The following is a 17439-nucleotide window of genomic DNA, read 5'->3' as shown; positions in this document are numbered from 1 at the left end:
AATCGCAGCTTTGTGCCTGACTGTCAGCGGAACGTTTCCAAGGGTATCTTCCTCCACTTGCAAGCCACCCCGAGGTCCGCCTGTGCGAATCACGCGGAATCTCTGGGCCTTGGAAGACTTTCCACGGTTTCTGTGGATAACTCTGTGGTTATCTTCGTCTTGTCAAAGCCGGGGCCCAGCAGAATCAAGCTTTTCTATAGACTGCCCAATTTTTGGGCAACAGTTTAAGTGTCTGTTGTTTAATACATTTTTCAATGTCAATCTTCATAAAACAGTAATATGTAAAGAAATTTGAGGAAAAGGGGGGTAGCCCCGAGTTTTTCCGGGCGATGTGTAAAACTTTCGAAGAGTCAATCCCCAAAGTCAGTTCACTTGCCCCCATCCAAGGTGCTGTCCGCCATCCAGCGCGATCATCTGGCCGGTCACGGAACGCGCTTTGAGAAGATAGCTCAAGGTGTTGCGCAGTTCATCCATGTCGGGGCCCCGTCTAAGGGGGACCTTCCCGACCTGGGCGTTGAACTGTTCTCGGGTCTGATTCGGGCTGGGAAGGGTCGGTCCGGGGCCAATGGCGTTAACCCGGATGCGCGGGGCGAGGGCCAGAGCGAGCGTCCGTGTCAGGGTCCACAAGCCGCTCTTGCTCAGCGTGTAGCTGATGAAGTGCGGCGTCAGGTTCCAGACCCGCTGGTCCAGCATGTTGAGGATCAGCCCTCCCCGATCCTGTGGCAGAGCACGCCCCAGGGCCTGGCCGAGGACGTAGGGTGCGCGCAGGTTGGGCTCCATGTGCAGGTCCCAGCTCTGCCGGGTGGTATCGTCCCATTCATCGCGCACGAAGGTGGCGGCGTTATTGACCAGCACGCCAAGGGGACCAAGCTGCTCCAGCACGGCCTCTGCCAGGTTTTCCGTGTCTTCTTCCTGGGACAGGTCAGCCTGAAAGATAACAGCTTCGCCGCCGCTGTCGGTGATAATCTGCGCCGTCTCCTCGGCGGCGGCCTGAGATGTGTTGTAGTGCAGGGCCACACGGTAGCCATGGGCTGCCAGTTCCAGGGCCATGGCCTGCCCGAGCCGCTGGCCGGCCCCTGTTACCAGAGCGCTGGTCGGATAGGTGTCCGGATGCCGGTCCGTGGCTGCCATGGTCTGATTCACTCGTCCTTGTCTTCCGGCACGAAATCCAGCGCCGCTGAATTGATGCAATAGCGCAGGCCCGTCGGTTCCGGTCCGTCGGGAAAGACATGCCCCTGATGTGCGCCACAGTTTCCACAGTGTGTTTCCGTGCGGCTCATCCAGAGCTTGCGATCCTCCCTGGTTCCCACGGCATCTTCCACGATCGGCTGCCAGAAGGAGGGCCAGCCGGTGCCGCTGTCGAACTTGTGCGTGGATGAGAAGAGGGGCGTGCCGCAGACGATGCAACTGTATGTGCCGGCCCGCTTTTCATCGTGCAATGCGCCGCTGAAGGGGCGTTCGGTTCCCTCGTTCTGCGTGACCTCCCGCTGCTCGGGGGTCAGGTGTGAAACATCAATGCTGGATCGTTGCTTTTCCGCAGTCATGCCGCTTCCTTGCCTTTCCTCGATGGAATGTTGTCATCTCCCCGGATATTGGGTCTCTGAGGGACAAGTGCCAATGGCAAAGCAAAGGGCCGGCATGTTTCCATGCCGGCCCGAAGCTTTTCTGCCAAGTCAATGAGGACGTGGATCAGAAGTCCATGTCACCCATTCCGGCACCGGCGCCCGCCGCAGACTTCCTGCTCTCCGGCTTCTCGGCAACCATGGCTTCGGTTGTGATCAGCAGACCGGCGATGGAAGCGGCGTCCTGCAGGGCCGTACGCACGACCTTGGTCGGGTCGATGATGCCGGCCTTCACCATGTCGGTGTATTCGCCGGTGTAGGCATCGAAGCCCCAGTTGTAGTCCTTGTGCTCGGCCAGCTTGCCGGCGACAACGGCGCCATCCAGTCCGGCGTTCTGGGCGATCTGACGCACCGGGGCCTGGAGGGCCCGGCGGATGATGTCCACGCCGACCTTCTGGTCGTTGTTGATCGGCTTCACCTTGTCGAGCGCGGCAATCGAGTGCAGCAGGGCGACACCGCCGCCCGGCAGGATGCCTTCCTCGACGGCTGCGCGCGTGGCGTGCAGGGCGTCGTCGACACGGTCCTTCTTCTCTTTCACTTCGGTTTCCGTGGACCCGCCGACGCGGATCACGGCAACACCGCCGGCCAGCTTCGCCAGGCGCTCCTGCAGCTTCTCGCGGTCGTAGTCCGAGGAGGTCTCCTCGATCTGGCCCTTGATCTGGTTCACGCGGGCTTCGATGTCCTTCTTCTTGCCCGCTCCATCGACGATGGTGGTCTCTTCCTTCGTGATGGTCACCTTCTTGGCGCGGCCCAGCATGTCGAGGGTCACGTTCTCCAGCTTGATGCCCAGGTCTTCGGAGATGGCGGTGCCGTTGGTGAGGACCGCGATATCCTGCAGCATGGCCTTGCGGCGATCACCGAAGCCGGGGGCCTTGACGGCCGCGACCTTGAGGCCACCGCGCAGCTTGTTGACCACCAGGGTGGCCAGGGCCTCGCCCTCGACATCCTCGGCAATGATCAGCAGCGGACGGCTGGACTGGACGACCGACTCGAGCACAGGCAGGAGGGCTTGCAGATTGCCCAGCTTCTTCTCGAAGATCAGCACGTAGGGGTCCTCAAGCTCGACGCGCATCTTGTCGCCGTCGGTGACGAAGTACGGGGAGAGATAGCCGCGGTCGAACTGCATGCCCTCGACGACCTCGAGTTCGGTCTCGAGCGACTTGGCCTCCTCGACCGTGATCACGCCCTCGTTGCCGACCTTCTGCATGGCCTTGGCCAGCATCTCGCCGATTTCCTTGTCGCCGTTGGCCGAGATGGTGCCCACCTGGGCGATCTCGGAATTCTGGCTGATATCGCGCGAGCGTTTGCGCAGGTCGGCGACCACGGCGTCAACGGCCAGCTCGATCCCGCGCTTCAGATCCATGGGGTTCAGGCCCGCGGCCACGGCCTTGGAGCCCTCGCGCACGATGGATTGCGCCAGGACGGTCGCCGTGGTGGTGCCATCGCCGGCCATGTCGTTGGTCTTGGTGGCCACTTCGCGCACCATCTGGGCGCCCATGTTCTCGAACTTGTCGGACAGTTCGATTTCCTTGGCCACCGTCACACCGTCCTTGGTGATGCGCGGCGCGCCGAAGGACTTGTCGAGGACCACGTTGCGGCCCTTGGGGCCGAGCGTCACCTTGACCGCATCGGCCAGGATATCGACGCCGCGCAGCAGGCGCTGGCGTGCATCCTGTGAAAATTTGACTTCCTTGGCAGACATGTCTTGTCGTCCCTTGTGTTAAGCGGCCTTCTTCGAGGCTTTCTTGCCCTCGAGAATGCCCATGATGTCGGATTCCTTCATGATCAGCAGCTCTTCGCCGTTGATCTTGACCTCGGTTCCCGACCACTTGCCGAAGATGATCCGGTCACCTTCCTTGAGGTCGAGCGCGATCAGCTCGCCCTTGTCGTTACGGGCACCCGGGCCGACGGCGACGACTTCGCCCTGCATCGGCTTTTCCTTGGCGGTATCCGGAATGATGATGCCGCCGGCGGTGCGCTCGTCTTCCTCGATGCGCCGAACCACCACGCGGTCATGAAGCGGCCTGAATTTCATTAATCGTCCTCCCAATAGAGACTGACGTGTTGAGGGGATGCTGTTAGCACTCCTTTTAAGCGAGTGCTAAGGCAGGCTTCATTTACGACCACCCCGACCCTTTTTCAAGAGCCTTGTGAAAAAATAGAACAGGGCGTTTTCAGGAAGTTATCGGCTCTGTGCCTGTTTCTTCTGTTCGCGGTAGAAAACATAGAGGCCGCTGGCGATCAGGATGACCGCACCGAGGAGCGTGAACCCGTCGGGCAGGTCGCCGAACAGCAGGAAACCGTAGAATGTGGCCCAGATCATGTTCGAGTAGTTGAAGGGCGCCACCACGGCGGCCGGCGCCGCCTGGTAGGCCTTGATGATGCAGAAGTGGCTGGCACCGCCGATGGCCCCGATGGAGACCAGGCCGATCCAGCCCCAGAGATCCGGCGTGGTCCAGAAGAAGGGGACCACGAAGAACATGACGATCATGCCGATGAGCGCGCTGTAGGTCAGCGTGGTCATGGGCGATTCGCTCTGGCTCAGCTGGCGCGTGTTGATGTGATAGAGGCCATTGGTGCAGGCCGCTGCCAGGACATAGAGGGTGGCCGGATCAAAAAGGTCGCTGCCGGGGCGGATGATGATCAGTGCGCCGATGAAGCCCAGCAGCACGCCCGTCCAGCGGCGAATGCCCACCGGTTCGCCCAGCAGGGGCATGGACAGCGCGGTCACGATCAAGGGCACGGCCAGCATCACCGCAGCGGCCTCGGCCAGCGGGATATGCGAAATGCCCAGGAAGAACAGGCTGGTGGTCACCAGCAGCATCAGCGAGCGGAACAGCTGCAGGGGCAGGCGGCGCGTGCGCAACAGGGCCGGCAGGCGCAGGTTCAGCAAGGCCACCATGATCAGGACGTGGAATGTATAGCGGGCCCAGACGATCTGGGCGATGTCATAACTCTGGGACAGGGTCTTCGCGATGGCATCCATGCTGACGAACAGGAAGACCGCGAACAGCATCCAGAAGATGCCCCGCCTGTTGGCGGCCGCGACGGACAGTGCGTCGACAGGTTGCAGGTGCGTTGACATGGAGCCCCCCGGAGGCGATTGCATTGCTATGATTCTCGCCGACTGTCTTTGTAGACCCTGCAACCCTCTCGGCGTAATTGCCAATCCTGCGGGGGTGCATTGCACGGTGGACAGGGCCGGGGCGGTCTCGGCGTTTTTCAAAAGATAAACAGGAAGAGGCAGCATGACGGATCAGCACGACAGCGAAAGCGGACAGGAAGAGATCATTGCCTTCCTGAAGGACCCGTCCACCCACCCGGAGGCTGCCGGCGAGGTCCGGCACGTCACCACCCACGTGGCCCACGTCTTCCTGGCCGGCGAGCGGGCCTGGAAGATCAAGCGGGCGGTGGCCTATTCCTTCCTGGATTTTACCGGCCTGGAGGCACGCGAGGAGGTTTGCCGCAGGGAAGTGGAGCTGAACCGCCGGACCGCGCCCCAGATCTACCTCGGTGTTCATGCCATAACCCGGGCCAGAGATGGCGGCCTGGAGTTCGACGGCGCGGGCGAAACCCTGGACTGGGTCATCGAGATGCGCCGTTTCGACCAGGCCCTGATGTTCGATCACCTGATCGAACAGGGGGAGCTGGAGCCGCGCCACATCATCGACCTGGTGGATCGCGTCCATGACCTGCATGTGCAGGCCGAGCGCCTCGCCGCGCCCTACGGCGGGACCGAGGGCCTGCAAGGCGTGGTGGAGGAAAATGCCGAGGACATGAAGGCGATGCCGGCCTGCTTCACGCCGGACGCTGTGGCAGATCTGACCCGTCGGAGCCGGACCGCCCTGGAGCGCGTCGGGCCGCTGCTGGACCGACGCCGTGAGGAGGGCTGGGTGCGGCAGTGCCATGGGGATCTGCACCTGGGCAACGTGGTGCTCTGGCAGGAGCAGGCGACTCCCTTCGATTGTATCGAGTTCAGCCAGCGTATTGCCGGCATCGATGTCGTCTACGACCTGGCCTATCTGCTGATGGACCTGGTCAACCGGGATCACCGGCATTTCGCCAACCTGGCCATGAATCGCTACCTCAGTCGGGTGGGGCAGGTGGGGGTCCTGGACGCCCTGCCGTTGATGCTGAGTATCCGCGCAGCCGTACGGGCAAAGGTGACAGCGGCCGCCGTGGACGCGCAGGAGGACAAGGCCGAGGCCGAGAGGCTGACAGATGCTGCCGGGCGTTTCTTCGCGCTGGCCCGCCAGTTTCTGGAGCCTGCGGATCAACCGCGGCTGATTGCGGTCGGAGGCTTTTCGGGAACCGGAAAGTCCACGCTGGCGGCAGGCCTGGCGCCCGCGGTGGGGCGTGCGCCCGGCGCCCTGCACCTGCGCAGCGACATGATCCGCAAGCGACTGCAAGGCGTGGCTCCGGAAACACGGCTTCCTCAGGACGCCTACAGTGCCGACGTGAGCCGAAAGGTCTACGACACGCTGTTTGCCGAGGCGACGGCGGCGCTGAAGGCTGGACAGTCTGTCATTGCCGATGCCGTCTGGGCCAAACCCGAGGAGCGCGGGCAATTGGAGGCACTTGCACGAGACTGTGGTGCTGCGTTCCGGGGTCTCTGGCTGGAGGCCCCGCGCGAGACGCTGGAGGCACGGATCGAGGGGCGACGCAACGACAGCTCGGATGCGACCGTGTCGGTTCTGGAACACCAACTGACCCACGAGACCGGTGAGATCGCCTGGCCGCGCCTGGATACGGGGAATGGGGCCGAGGCCGTGCTGGCCCGGGCACAGGAGAGGCTTGGCCTCGAGTCCTGACATGGCTGATCTGCGGAAATCGGGGTAACAGGTTGCGGCAAGGGACTTTCCCCGTCCGGCTGAGGTCTTATGCTGGCAGTCCCTTGCGCCCGGCTTCGTGCGGCGCGGAATTCAGGACACACAGCCGGAGACCATGGACCCCCTGACAGCCGATACCTTTGCGCTCTATGCGGTGGGCTTCAGTGGCCTGCTGCTGGCCGGTTTCGTCAAGGGCGTCATCGGCATGGGGTTGCCGCTGGTGGCCCTGCCGGTGCTGGCCTACATGATGCCGGTGCCGGAGGCGATCACGGTTCTGTCCCTGCCGGTCGTGCTCAGCAACCTGGTCCAGGCGTTCCAGGGTGGTCACTTCCTGGGAGTGCTGAAACGGTTTTGGCCTGTGATGCTGTCTCTGGTGCTCGGTGTATTGTTGGGTGTCCAGCTCCTGGTCTCGCTGGATCCGCAGCTGCTCTACCTGCTGCTGGGAATTGCGATCACCGGAATGGCGCTCCTGACGCTCTCCAGCCCGCGCTTCACTCTGAAGCCGAGCCAGGAACGTCCGGTGGGCCTCGGCGTCTGTTTCGGAGCGGGGGTGCTGGGGGGCGTCTCCAACCTGCCAGGCCCCCCGCTTGCGCTCTATCTCGTGGCCCTGCGCCTCGAAAAGACTTTCTTCATCAGCGCCATCTCGATCTTCTTTCTGATCAATTCCGCGCCTCTCTATGCCGCGCTGGCGCTGCATGACGTCCTGGGGTGGTACGAACTGCTGCTTTCAGCCTTTGCCGTCATCCCGGTGTTCGGCGGAGTCTTCCTGGGTCAGTGGGTCCGGAAATTCGTCTCCCAGGCCCGCTTCCAGACCGTGGTGCTGCTGGTCCTGGTCGTGATCGGCCTGTCCTTCATCTGGCGGGCCTACGCAGGCTAGTCGACCACGTGGAAGCGAGACTTCTGCTTTTCCTGCAGGTTCCGCCTCAACAGCCAGGGGAACAGGAAGAGACCGGCGAAGAAGCCGCCGGCATGGGCCTCCCAGGCGATAGAGGGTGATTCCGGGCCGCCGACACCGCCCACCATGGCATAGGCGATGTTGAGGGCCATCATCACCGCCGTGAAGGCGGCCAGCTTGCGCCAGCGCGTGGGTCTATCCTCCCAGGGGCGTGCGACGCCAATATGTCCGAACGCGCCCAGCAGGCCGAAAACACCCCCCGATGCGCCGACGGCTATGGCGGTCACCCCCCAGTTCAGGGCGACGAACAGGACCCCGCCGGCAACGGCGCTGCCGAGGAAGAGGATCAGGAAGTCACGGGAGTTCAAGGTTCTTTGTACCAGCGTGCCGATGGTGGCGATCCAGAAGCCGTTGAACAGCAGATGCACCAGGCCTTCATGGATGAAGACGCTGGTGACGAGGCTGTAGAGCCGTTCCCAGACGAACTCCCCGTTCACGAAGAGGTAGAGCGCGAACCAGACAATGAACTGATAGTCCAGATGAGGCGGCAACAGGGCGCGCAGCAGGCTGATGCCGGCCATCACGAGCAGCAGAACCAAGACTGTACGGGGCATGTTGAGCGCCGGCTGACTCGGCGGCGGAGGCGGCGGAGATTGTTTCTTCGCGGGGTCGGCGGTCATGCGGCCTCTGTCTGTGATCTGGGGGAAGAACCCGTTCCTCCCGCATGTAGAATGAAGCGGCTGCGGAGTCCATGTCTTCCGGGCCGACTTTCAATGTTGCAGCGCAAAACTTTCCTTGACGTAAACGGACCTCGATGTTCCTTGTGCCGCATTCCCTGTCATGAGCGATCAATCGCGGAGAAGAAGATGGACATCAACAAAATCCCCGTCGGCGAGAATGCGCCTGAAGACTGCAATGTGCTCATCGAGGTTCCGATCGGCAGCTCGCCGGTGAAGTACGAACTGGACAAGGACTCCGGTGCGCTCTTCGTCGATCGCTTCCTGCATACCGCGATGCACTATCCCTGCAACTACGGCTTCATTCCGCATACGCTTTCCGACGACGGTGATCCCATCGATGTCATGATCGTCTCGCGCCGTCCGATCCTGCCGGGTGCCGTGGTCGCGGCCCGGCCGATCGGTGTTCTGGTCATGGAGGACGAGAAGGGCGAGGACGAGAAGATTCTCGCGGTTCCCTCCGACCGCCTGCATCCCTACTACAAGGACATCAAGCGCTACGACGAGTTGCCGGAGATCCTTTTGGAGCAGATCACCCACTTCTTCGAGCACTACAAGGACCTCGAGAAGGAGAAATGGGTCAAGGTCAAGCACTGGGGCGACGATGCCGAAGCCCGCAGGATGATCGAGGATTCCATCGCCCGCGCCAACAGGACGTCTTCCGCGGCGTAATCTCCGCGTCCACGGTTCTCCTGGGCCCGGTGACCTTTGCCCTTTGGGGTGAAGGCCCGGGCCTTCTTGCATGAACTTACTGGAAGGCCACTTCGGTAATGCTGCGCAGTTTTCGCGAATGCAGCCGTTCGCGCTCCTGGCTTTGCAGGCGCTCCAGGGCCTTCAAGCCGATGTCCAGGTGCTGATCCACGCGTTGCCGGTAGAATTCCCCGGCCATGCCCGCCAGCTTGATCTCGCCGTGCAGCGGCTTGTCGGAGACACACAGCAGAGTGCCGTAGGGGACACGGCAGCGGAAACCGTTGGCGGCGATGGCCGCGGATTCCATGTCGAGGGCGATCGCCCGGGACTGTGACAGGCGCCGCATGACCGCCGTATGTTCGCTGAGTTCCCAGTTGCGGTTGTCCACGCTGGCGACCGTGCCCGTGCGCATGACCTTCTTCAGGTCGTAGTCCGAAAAGCCCGTGACCTCGGCCACGGCGGCTTCCAGTGCCACCTGGACCTCGGCCAGGGCCGGCACGGGCACCCAGGTCGGCAGGTCCTCGTCGAGGACGTGGTCCTCGCGCACGTAACCGTGTGCCAGCACATAGTCGCCCAGCTTCTGTGTGTTGCGCAGGCCGGCGCAGTGGCCCAGCATCAGCCAGGCATGGGGTCGCAACACCGCCACATGGTCGGTCATGGTCCGGGCGTTGGAGGGGCCGGCGCCGATGTTGATGATGGTGATTCCGGAATTGTCCTCCCCCACAAGGTGATAGGCCGGCATCTGCGGCATTCGCTCGCGGGGTGTTCCGCTTGTCTCGACACGGCCGTCTTCTCCCTGCCGGGTGACGGCATCGCCGGGCTCCACGAAGGCAAGACAGCCGCTCTCGCCCTGGCTGACACGCTCCCGCCCGATCCGCACGAAGGCGTCGAGATAGAACTGATAGTTCGTGAAAATCACGAAGTTCTGGAAATATGTCGGGCTTGTGCCCGTGTAGTGCAGCAGGCGGTGCAGCGAGTAGTCGATCCGTCCCGCCCGAAAGAGGGCGAGGGGCTGGGGTTTGCCCTCGGGCACCTCCAGGGTTCCGTTGATGATGGTGTCATCCATGCCGGCGAGGTCGGGCACGTCGAAGAAATCACGCAAGGGGCGTTCGATCTTCTCGAACTCCTGGCTGGGCGGGCTGTTTTCCAGATTGATATCGCGCTTGTAGGCGAAGTGGATGGGGATGGGTTCGTCCGATTCACCGATTTCCACCTCAACGTCGTGGTTCTCGATCAGCAGCGCGATCTGCTCGCGCAGGTAATCCCCGAAGACATCCGGGCGAGTCACCGTGGTTTCGTGAATGCCGGGCCGGGAGACGAAGCCATAGGCGAAGCGGGAGTCGATCAGGGCGTGAGAGCTGGTGGTCACCCGCACGAAAGGATAGGTGGCGCGTGCCTTCCCGGCCGGGACACGGCCTGAGAGGAAGGCTGCGAAGTTCTCCCGCAAGAACGCGGTATTGCGCTCATAGATTTCCCGGATCCGGGCCAGGGCGGCCTCGGGATCACGGAATGTGGCTGTCTCCATCGGTGGGGGGCTGAATATCTCCGGCATGTCGCTTTCGTACTGCTGCAGGTGGTTTTCGTTCTCTGCAGTCTATCGGCTCTCCGGGGTTGCGCAAACCCGCGGATCGTCCGTGAGCGATGCCCAGAGCGGAACATTCGAACACGGGGAACTTCCCGTTGGCGTTGAGAAGGTCGCTGGTATAACCTGATTCCACAGGAGAGGAAAGCCAGTGGCCCTCAGTTCCGCTATTGATGGCTGCAAGCAAGGGAAGACGTGTTCTGGGCGTCACTCCTCATTGGCTCCGGCAGCGGAAGGGACAGGCTGAATGCGAGCGGGCGGGCGCAAAGTGGACAGACACTCGGGAAAGCGCAGACTCCGCATTCCCTTGCGCCTGAATATCATTATTCTCTTCCTTTTTCTCTTCGGCGTGCTGGGTCTCGTGCTTGGCACGGTCGCCAGCCGGACCTCCCAGAGACTCGTCGATGAGACAGTGTCCACGTCGTTCCTGAAAAGTGCGGATCTCGCCCTGCTGGAACTGGATCAGCTGGAACAGACGGCACGTTCGGCGGCCGAAGCCCTGGCGGCCAATCCGATCATCCAGGCGGAAACCCAGGAAGAGCGAGGGCAGCACTTCCATCAGCTGGCCACGGTTCTGAGGTCTGTCCCGGGTGTTTCCGCGGCTTATGTGGGCTGGACGGACGGCGATTTCCTGCTCTTGCGCCCGGTGGGGCGGCACGAAGAGCAACTGGGTGCACCGCCCGATGCGGCCTGGCTGGTGCAATGGGCCCACACGCAGGGCGCGCGCTTCGAGTTCCTCGATGAGGACCTGGATGTCCTGGAGACTCGCACCGACGTCGCCTATGACTTCGACCCCCGAGAGCGACCCTGGTACGAGAAGGCAAGGCGCGTAGATGAAACCATCGTCACGGCCCCATATGTCTTCTTCACCACGCGGGAGCCTGGAATTACCGCGGCGCGGCGTGCACCCTCCGGTGCCGTGGCCGGCGTAGACGTTTCGCTCTGGGAGCTGTCGCAAAGCCTTCAGGCCGGTCGCCTCGTGCCCGCGACCGAGGCTGCCATACTGGATTCCGACGGCAGTGTGCTGGCCCATACGGACCTCCAGCGCCTTAAGGAAGCGGTGCAAAGCGGCGTCGGTGGTGACTCGCATGAGCTTGAAGCCCTGCCGTCCGCCGAAAGTGTCGGCCCACCGGTTCTGAGCGCCCTGTCGGCAAGAAGCAGGGAAATCGAGGAAAGCTCGACAGAGGCGCTTTCCATTGACGGTCAAGATTGGCTTTCGACCCTGGTGCCGCTGGATGGACGCGGCACGACGTTCGTGATGGCGGCTCCCATGGAGGAAATCGCCGCCGGACCTCGGCTGGTGCGGGCGCGCATGCTGCAGACATTCGGGTTGGTCATGCTGGTGGCGGCCCCCATGGTCTGGCTGTCCGGGCGGGCCCTGGCCCGGCCCGTGGAACGGCTTGCTGAAAATGTGGGGCGCATTGCGCATCTGGATTTCACGGCCTCTGCGCAGGGCCGTTCGCGGATCCGGGAGTTGGCGGAGCTGGAGGATGCCCTGGAAGACATGCGTCTTGCGCTGCGCAAGCGCATGAGCGAACTGCGTTGTCTCTACGATGTCTTGGAGCTGACATCCGATCGGTCCCGGCCGGTCGGTGATATCTGCCGGGATATCGTGCCGCTCCTGGAAAAGAGCCTGATCCAGCTCCCCAGTCCGGTGGTGCGCCTCGAACTCGAGGGCAAAACCTTTCTTTCGGGAAACCGAGAGGTGCTTGCAGGGCACTATCGCGCATTCATTCAGGGCGTCTACAAACAGGTCGGCTTCATCGAGGTTGGATCCGCGGATCCCGGTGAGAGCGACGCAGGACAGGACATCTTACTGCCCGCAGAGGAGAGGCAGCTGGTTGACGGGGTGGCCACCCATATCGGGCGCATGCTGCACAGTCGCCAGATGGCCGAGGAGCTGACCCAGTCCGAGCGGCTGCGGGCCCTGGGGCAGCTGACCGGAGGGGTCGCTCACGACTTCAACAATCTGCTGACCGTCATCCTGGGGAATACCGAGATCCTGGGAACCCGAGTCTCCGATCCGGAATTGCGCGAGCTGGCGGAAACCGCTGCCAATGCGGCCGAGCGTGGCTCTGACCTGACCCGTCGCCTGCTTGCCTTTGCCGGGCAACAGACACTGGAGCCGCGCCTCGTGAATCCGAATGATCTCGTGAGCGGACTGGAAACGCTGTTCCAGAGGACGCTGAGGGAGAACATTGAGATTGCCATTCGCTGTGACGAGGGAACCTGGACCATCCATGTGGATCCGGTGCTGCTGGAAGTGGCCTTGCTGAATCTGGTGATCAATGCACGCGATGCCATCAGGGCCAAGGGGCGGATCAGGATCGAAACGGGCAATGTCACCTTTTCCGGTCAGGCAGCCGAGGCCCTTCAGCTTGCAGCCGGAGACTACGTCGAGATCTCCGTGACCGACAACGGCTCGGGGATGACACCGGACGTCGAGGCGAAGGCTTTCGAACCCTTCTTCACCACCAAGGAAGTCGGGAAGGGCAGTGGACTGGGCCTGAGCATGGTCTATGGCTTCGTGCGCCAGTCGAGAGGACATGTAGGTATCGAATCGACACCGGGGGCCGGGACCGTGATCCGCGTATATCTGCCACGCAGTGAAGCCCTTGCCGAAGCGGCAGTGGAGACAGCCGGCCGGCAGGAGGTGAGTTCGGACCGGAAGAGGCGTCCCGAGGGTGCCGGCAAGCTGTTGGTCGTCGAGGATGACGATCTGGTGCGCAGTTATGTTGCCACCCAGCTTGAGAGTCTGGGCTATGAGGTGGTTGCCGTGCGCGATGCGGAGCAGGCACGCGCGCGCCTGAACGAAACCCGGGATTTTGACCTGCTGTTTACCGACCTGATCATGCCCGGAGACACCAACGGCCGTCAGCTTGCCCGGGAGGCCCTGAAACTCCAGCCTTCGCTGAAGGTTCTCTATACTTCGGGGTACGCCGAAACGGAGCGCCCGGACGAGACGGAACTGCCCGAAGACGCGGAGGTCCTGCACAAACCCTATCGCCGCTCGGACCTGGTGGATAAGATAGGTACCATGCTCTTGTCCTGAGGACCCACCTCCGCTAGCGGTCCACTGCGGTTCCCGGTCAGACAAGCAGGCGATGTTCGTGGACAGCGTTGGACAAATCTGGATTGTCTGACATAGTGGCGAACTGTTTCAGTTTTATTACACTCGTATGACAGCCGCCCCCTGGAGGCTGTTGTTCTTCTGTTTCCAAGTCCCGGTTCCTGCCCATGTCGGAAGATTTCTGGCTCGTTCATCTCCTGGGAAGCGTTGCCCTGCTGCTCTGGGCAACGAAAATGGTGTCGACCTATGTCCAGGAGTCCTTTGCGGCCGATTTCCGGCGCTTCCTTGGACGTGCCACCCGAAATCGCTGGATTGCGTGCCTGACCGGGACCGGGGTGGCCGCGGCCCTCCAGAGTTCCACGGCCACCGCACTGTTGCTGGTCACCTTCCTGAAGCAGGGACTGGTGCTGCTTGCCCCCGCCCTGGCCATCATGCTGGGGGCGGATATCGGCACCACTGTGGTGGTCCAGATCCTGTCGTTCGACATCTCCTTCCTGGCGCCGGCGCTGCTGATCACCGGCTTCCTGGCCTTTTCCGTCGGGCAGTTCGCCTGGTTGCGCAATCTGGGCCGGATCATCCTGGCTCTGGGCCTGCTGGTCCTCTCGCTCAACATGATCGTGGATGCCACCGAACCGATGCGGGAGAGCCAGTTGGTGAAAACGGTTCTCGACGGCCTGTCCGGCCAGCCCGTCGTGGCCCTCATCATCGCCGCCCTGCTGACCTGGGTGTCCCATTCCAGTGCCGCCATCGTGCTGCTGATCATGTCCTTTTCACTCGGTGGAGTCTTTCCCGGCACCCTGGGCCTTGCCCTGGTGTTGGGGGCCAACGTGGGGTCGGGACTGGTGATGATCGGTTTGACGGCCCAGGGGGATGCCACGATGAAGCGGTTGCCCATCGGCAACCTCCTGTTCCGCCTGACGGGGGCCCTGGTCGTTCTGCCGTTCCTGGAGCCGATCAGTGCCGGCCTGACCATGCTGGAGGACAACTCCGCTCGCGAGCTGGCCAACTTCCACACCCTGTTCAACATTGCCCTCGCCCTGGTGTTCGTTCCTTTCATCGGGCCCATGGCACGCTTTCTGGAGAAGGCCGTTCCCGAACAGAAGCAGACGCGTGAGGAAGTCGCGGAACCGAAATTCCTGGACGAGGCCGTGATCGACCAGCCCTCCATGGCACTGGCGGGCGCGACGCGCGAGATGATGCGCATGGCGGACGTCGTGGAGGGCATGCTGCGCGACACGATGGACGCCTTCAAGGCGGACGAGCAGGAGACCATCAACACCATCAGTCGCCGCGACAACGACGTCGATCGCCTGCACGAAGCCATCAAGCTCTATGTCGCCAAGGTCATGCGCAACGAGCTGTCCGAGGAGGAAATGAAGCGCAGCTTCGATATCATGGCGATGATCACCGACCTGGAGCATATCGGTGATGTCATCGACAAGAACCTGCTACGCACGGCCAGCAAGCGCCTGCGCAACCGCTTGCAGTTCTCGGAGGAAGGCTGGCAGGAGATCAAGGAGTTCCATGGGCTGGTCGTCGCCCAGATGCAGCTGGCCATGACGGTCTTCTTCAGCCGCGATATCGAGATGGCGCGCCAGCTGGTCCGCGAGAAGGACAAGATCCGGGACTGGGAGCAGGACGCCTCCGAACGCCACATGCAGCGGCTGCGCCACGGCCAGACGGAGAGCATCGAGACCAGTGCCCTGCACCTGGACATCCTGCGGGACTTCAAGCGGATCACGGCCCACCTGACCTCGTTCGCACACCCCATCCTGAAGAGCCACGGCGAGTTGCTGGACTCCCGCCTGAGAGCCTTCGAGAAGAAGGAAGCCGAGGCCGGAGCCCACTCAGGCGCGACGCAGAAGACCGCCAAGGGCAAGACTGACGAGGAACAGCAGAAGCGCGCAGACGACGATGCTGGGACCTGAGGGCGTGTCGTAAAGCAGCGAGCCCCAGAGCCCTCCTGCCACCGAGACCACGCCTGCGAGGGCGGCAAGTACAGCCATCTGCTCCGGCGTGGAGGCAAAGCGTCGGGCCGTTGCCGCGGGGATGATCAGCATGGAGGTGATCAGCAGGATACCGACGATCTTCATCGCGGCGGCAATGGTAACGGCCATCGTCAGCATCAGGACGAGCCGCAGCAGCAGGACGGAGACACCCTCGGCACGGGCCAGGTCTTCGTGAAGCGTGGCGAAGAGCAGGCGCCGCCAGACCAGCACCAGGAGACCCAGCACCAGTACGGCGCCGGCGTAGATCCAGGCAAGGTCGACCACGGTCACCGCGAGAATGTCGCCGAAGAGATAGCCCATCAGGTCGACGCGCAGATTGTCGAGGAAGGCGATGGCGACCAGGCCCAGCGCCAGGCCCGAGTGGGCGAGAATGCCCAGCAGCGTGTCGGTGGGCAGGCGGTTCTGCTGCTGCAGGCCGACGACCAGGAGGGCCATGGCGATGCAGCTGGCAACGACCCCGAGTTGCGGGTCGATGCCCAGCAGAAAGCCCAGGGCGATGCCCAGCAGGGCCGTGTGCGAGAGGCTGTCGCCGAAATAGGCCATGCGCCGCCAGACAACGAAGCAGCCCAGCGGCCCGGCCACCAGGGCCAGGCCCGTGCCGGCCAGGAAGGCGCGGACCAGAAAATCATCGAGCATGGGATGTCTCTTCCTTCTCCCGCTCGGACGTATCCTCGGACTCGACCGGGGCTCCCGTCAGGTCGTGATGATGATCATGGTGATGGTGATAGACGGCGAGCGCCTGGGCAGCGCGTGGGCCGAACATGGCCTGGTATTCGGGATGCTGGCTGACGGTTTCCGGCTCGCCGGAGCAGCAGACATGGCGATTGAGGCAGATCACCCGGTCGGTGGCGGCCATGACCAGATGCAGGTCATGTGAAACCAGCAGGACGCCGCAGCCGCGCTCGTTCCGAACCCTGTCGATCAGGCGATAGAGCTCTGTCTGGCCGATAAAATCGATGGCCTGGGCCGGCTCGTCCAGCACCAGCAGGTCCGGATCGCGCAGCAGCGTGCGTGCCAGCAGCACGCGCTGGAACTCGCCGCCGGACAGCGTGTGGAGCTGTGATCTAGCAAGATGAGCTATGCCCAGTTCCTCCATGGACTTCATGCGCTTGGCCCGTGGCTGGCGGTCGGGCAGCGAGAGGAAGTGCAGCACCGTCATGGGCAGGGTCGGGCCGATGGAGATGCGTTGGGGCACATAACCCATGCGCAGGCCGGGACGTCGGTACATATGACCGCTGTCCGGTTTCTGCAGGCCGAGTATGATTCGCAGCAGGCTGGTCTTTCCGGCACCGTTGGGTCCGATCAGCGTGACGATCTCGCCGGGAGAAATGGCAAGGTCGATGGACTCCAGGATCCGGCGGCCGGCGAGTGTCAGGCCGACGCTGGAGGTTTCGACCAGCGTGGACGTGGTTTCGGTCATGGGGGGTTCGCCTCAGTCCGTCTGGCAGCTCGCACAGAGACCGCGCAGTTCGACGATTTTCTGTTGGACCCGGAAGCCTTGTGCCTCTGCACTGCGCTCCAGGGCCTTGGTAATGGTCCTGTCCTGGCCTTCGTGCGTGGTGCCGCAGTGGTCGCAGATGAAGAATTGCACAGAGTGGCTGCGATCCGGCAGGGGACAGCCGATGAAGGCGTTCAGGCTTTCCACGCGGTGGATGAAGCCCTGCTCCAGCAGGAAATCAAGGGCCCGATAGACCGTGGGCGGATCCACCCGGCCGCGTTCGGCGCGCAGCATTTCCAGCAGGTCATAGGCCCCGTAGGCACGATGGCTGGTCCAGATCAGTTCCAGGATGCGCCGGCGTACCTCGGTCAGCCTCAAGCCGCGCTCGGCGCAGACGGCCTGAACCCGATCAAGCGCTTCGCTCAGGCACTGGTCGTGATCGTGATCTCGCTGCTGCATGGCATAGGATCCCTTGCATGACGAAGGAATAGGACAGAAGACCTCTCTTGTCGAGCTAAAAATGTTATAATATAACACAAGCTCAAACCTGCTCGGCACGTTGGCATG

General features: G+C 62.7%; 15 protein-coding genes. 5 read left to right on the top strand and 10 right to left on the bottom strand.

All coding sequences use genetic code 11. The features are described from left to right. Positions 1-363: 363 nt before the first annotated feature. The 5 genes from ACFOW6_RS14390 to ACFOW6_RS14370 form a co-directional block, all read right to left on the bottom strand. On the bottom strand, positions 364-1131 hold the full coding sequence (locus ACFOW6_RS14390) for an SDR family oxidoreductase (protein ID WP_382423096.1): 768 nt from the start codon (positions 1129-1131) through the stop codon (positions 364-366). An 8-nt stretch (positions 1132-1139) separates the two neighbouring features. Continuing rightward, positions 1140-1544, bottom strand: coding sequence for a peptide-methionine (R)-S-oxide reductase MsrB (gene msrB, locus ACFOW6_RS14385; RefSeq protein WP_382423095.1), 405 nt, complete (start codon positions 1542-1544; stop codon positions 1140-1142). A gap of 145 nt (positions 1545-1689) precedes the next feature. Further along, positions 1690-3324: a chaperonin GroEL gene (groL, locus tag ACFOW6_RS14380; RefSeq protein WP_382423094.1), complete on the bottom strand. Its 1635-nt coding sequence runs from the start codon at positions 3322-3324 to the stop codon at positions 1690-1692. Between the two features lie 18 nt (positions 3325-3342). Continuing rightward, entirely contained in the window at positions 3343-3657 is a 315-nt protein-coding gene (groES, locus tag ACFOW6_RS14375; RefSeq protein ID WP_382423093.1) for a co-chaperone GroES, read from the bottom strand. Between the two features lie 147 nt (positions 3658-3804). Then, a complete protein-coding gene (locus ACFOW6_RS14370) occupies positions 3805-4707 on the bottom strand; it encodes a DMT family transporter (RefSeq protein WP_382423092.1) in 903 nt (300 codons plus the stop codon). 163 nt (positions 4708-4870) lie between these two features. Here ACFOW6_RS14370 and ACFOW6_RS14365 point away from each other — a divergent pair, with 163 nt between their 5' ends. Together ACFOW6_RS14365 and ACFOW6_RS14360 are read left to right on the top strand one after the other, a co-directional pair. Then, positions 4871-6433 carry a bifunctional aminoglycoside phosphotransferase/ATP-binding protein gene (locus ACFOW6_RS14365; RefSeq protein ID WP_382423091.1) on the top strand — a complete coding sequence of 521 codons (1563 nt, stop codon included), beginning with the start codon at positions 4871-4873 and terminating at the stop codon, positions 6431-6433. A 133-nt stretch (positions 6434-6566) separates the two neighbouring features. Continuing rightward, positions 6567-7328, top strand: coding sequence for a sulfite exporter TauE/SafE family protein (locus ACFOW6_RS14360; RefSeq protein ID WP_382423090.1), 762 nt, complete (start codon positions 6567-6569; stop codon positions 7326-7328). On the opposite strand, the gene ACFOW6_RS14355 is transcribed toward ACFOW6_RS14360, so the two are convergent. Further along, entirely contained in the window at positions 7325-7960 is a 636-nt protein-coding gene (locus ACFOW6_RS14355) for a rhomboid family intramembrane serine protease (protein WP_382423089.1), read from the bottom strand. The genes ACFOW6_RS14360 and ACFOW6_RS14355 overlap by 4 nt on opposite strands. 252 nt (positions 7961-8212) lie before the next feature. On the opposite strand from ACFOW6_RS14355, the gene ppa reads away from it, so the two are divergent. Then, complete coding sequence (ppa, locus tag ACFOW6_RS14350; RefSeq protein ID WP_382423087.1) at positions 8213-8755, top strand: inorganic diphosphatase; 543 nt, start codon at positions 8213-8215, stop codon at positions 8753-8755. 76 nt (positions 8756-8831) lie between these two features. Here ppa and ACFOW6_RS14345 read toward each other — a convergent pair whose 3' ends face one another. Beyond that, positions 8832-10325, bottom strand: a complete 1494-nt coding sequence (locus ACFOW6_RS14345) for an AMP nucleosidase (RefSeq protein WP_382423086.1) — start codon at positions 10323-10325, stop codon at positions 8832-8834. A 298-nt stretch (positions 10326-10623) separates the two neighbouring features. On the opposite strand from ACFOW6_RS14345, the gene ACFOW6_RS14340 reads away from it, so the two are divergent. Both ACFOW6_RS14340 and ACFOW6_RS14335 read left to right on the top strand, forming a co-directional pair. Beyond that, on the top strand, positions 10624-13407 hold the full coding sequence (locus ACFOW6_RS14340; RefSeq protein ID WP_382423085.1) for an ATP-binding protein: 2784 nt from the start codon (positions 10624-10626) through the stop codon (positions 13405-13407). A gap of 185 nt (positions 13408-13592) precedes the next feature. After that, complete coding sequence (locus ACFOW6_RS14335) at positions 13593-15353, top strand: Na/Pi cotransporter family protein (RefSeq protein WP_382423084.1); 1761 nt, start codon at positions 13593-13595, stop codon at positions 15351-15353. On the opposite strand, the gene znuB is transcribed toward ACFOW6_RS14335, so the two are convergent. From znuB to ACFOW6_RS14320, 3 genes are read right to left on the bottom strand one after another with little or no spacing between them, the layout of a single operon-like run. After that, entirely contained in the window at positions 15273-16070 is a 798-nt protein-coding gene (znuB, locus tag ACFOW6_RS14330) for a zinc ABC transporter permease subunit ZnuB (RefSeq protein ID WP_382423083.1), read from the bottom strand. The two genes, ACFOW6_RS14335 and znuB, sit on opposite strands and share 81 nt — an antisense overlap. Beyond that, entirely contained in the window at positions 16060-16854 is a 795-nt protein-coding gene (gene znuC / locus ACFOW6_RS14325) for a zinc ABC transporter ATP-binding protein ZnuC (protein WP_382423082.1), read from the bottom strand. The genes znuB and znuC overlap by 11 nt, the downstream gene beginning before the upstream one ends. 12 nt (positions 16855-16866) lie before the next feature. Next, positions 16867-17331, bottom strand: a complete 465-nt coding sequence (locus ACFOW6_RS14320) for a transcriptional repressor (RefSeq protein WP_382423081.1) — start codon at positions 17329-17331, stop codon at positions 16867-16869. Positions 17332-17439 lie beyond the last annotated feature (108 nt).

Origin of the sequence: Fodinicurvata halophila (assembly GCF_042651425.1) — a bacterium.
GTDB classification, from domain to species: domain Bacteria; phylum Pseudomonadota; class Alphaproteobacteria; order Kiloniellales; family DSM-21159; genus Fodinicurvata; species Fodinicurvata halophila.
The sequence above is the reverse complement of the archived record's forward strand: the minus strand, read 5'-3'. Positions and strand labels throughout refer to the sequence as shown.

Excerpts from the sequence above, each read along its gene's own strand:
- ACFOW6_RS14390 (WP_382423096.1), bottom strand. The coding sequence starts at position 1,131 with ATGGCAGCCACGGACCGGCATCCGGACACCTATCCGACCAGCGCTCTG.
- msrB (WP_382423095.1), bottom strand. The coding sequence starts at position 1,544 with ATGACTGCGGAAAAGCAACGATCCAGCATTGATGTTTCACACCTGACC.
- groL (WP_382423094.1), bottom strand. The coding sequence starts at position 3,324 with ATGTCTGCCAAGGAAGTCAAATTTTCACAGGATGCACGCCAGCGCCTG.
- groES (WP_382423093.1), bottom strand. The coding sequence starts at position 3,657 with ATGAAATTCAGGCCGCTTCATGACCGCGTGGTGGTTCGGCGCATCGAG.
- ACFOW6_RS14370 (WP_382423092.1), bottom strand. The coding sequence starts at position 4,707 with ATGTCAACGCACCTGCAACCTGTCGACGCACTGTCCGTCGCGGCCGCC.
- ACFOW6_RS14365 (WP_382423091.1), top strand. The coding sequence starts at position 4,871 with ATGACGGATCAGCACGACAGCGAAAGCGGACAGGAAGAGATCATTGCC.
- ACFOW6_RS14360 (WP_382423090.1), top strand. The coding sequence starts at position 6,567 with ATGGACCCCCTGACAGCCGATACCTTTGCGCTCTATGCGGTGGGCTTC.
- ACFOW6_RS14355 (WP_382423089.1), bottom strand. The coding sequence starts at position 7,960 with ATGCCCCGTACAGTCTTGGTTCTGCTGCTCGTGATGGCCGGCATCAGC.
- ppa (WP_382423087.1), top strand. The coding sequence starts at position 8,213 with ATGGACATCAACAAAATCCCCGTCGGCGAGAATGCGCCTGAAGACTGC.
- ACFOW6_RS14345 (WP_382423086.1), bottom strand. The coding sequence starts at position 10,325 with ATGCCGGAGATATTCAGCCCCCCACCGATGGAGACAGCCACATTCCGT.
- ACFOW6_RS14335 (WP_382423084.1), top strand. The coding sequence starts at position 13,593 with ATGTCGGAAGATTTCTGGCTCGTTCATCTCCTGGGAAGCGTTGCCCTG.
- znuB (WP_382423083.1), bottom strand. The coding sequence starts at position 16,070 with ATGCTCGATGATTTTCTGGTCCGCGCCTTCCTGGCCGGCACGGGCCTG.
- znuC (WP_382423082.1), bottom strand. The coding sequence starts at position 16,854 with ATGACCGAAACCACGTCCACGCTGGTCGAAACCTCCAGCGTCGGCCTG.
- ACFOW6_RS14320 (WP_382423081.1), bottom strand. The coding sequence starts at position 17,331 with ATGCAGCAGCGAGATCACGATCACGACCAGTGCCTGAGCGAAGCGCTT.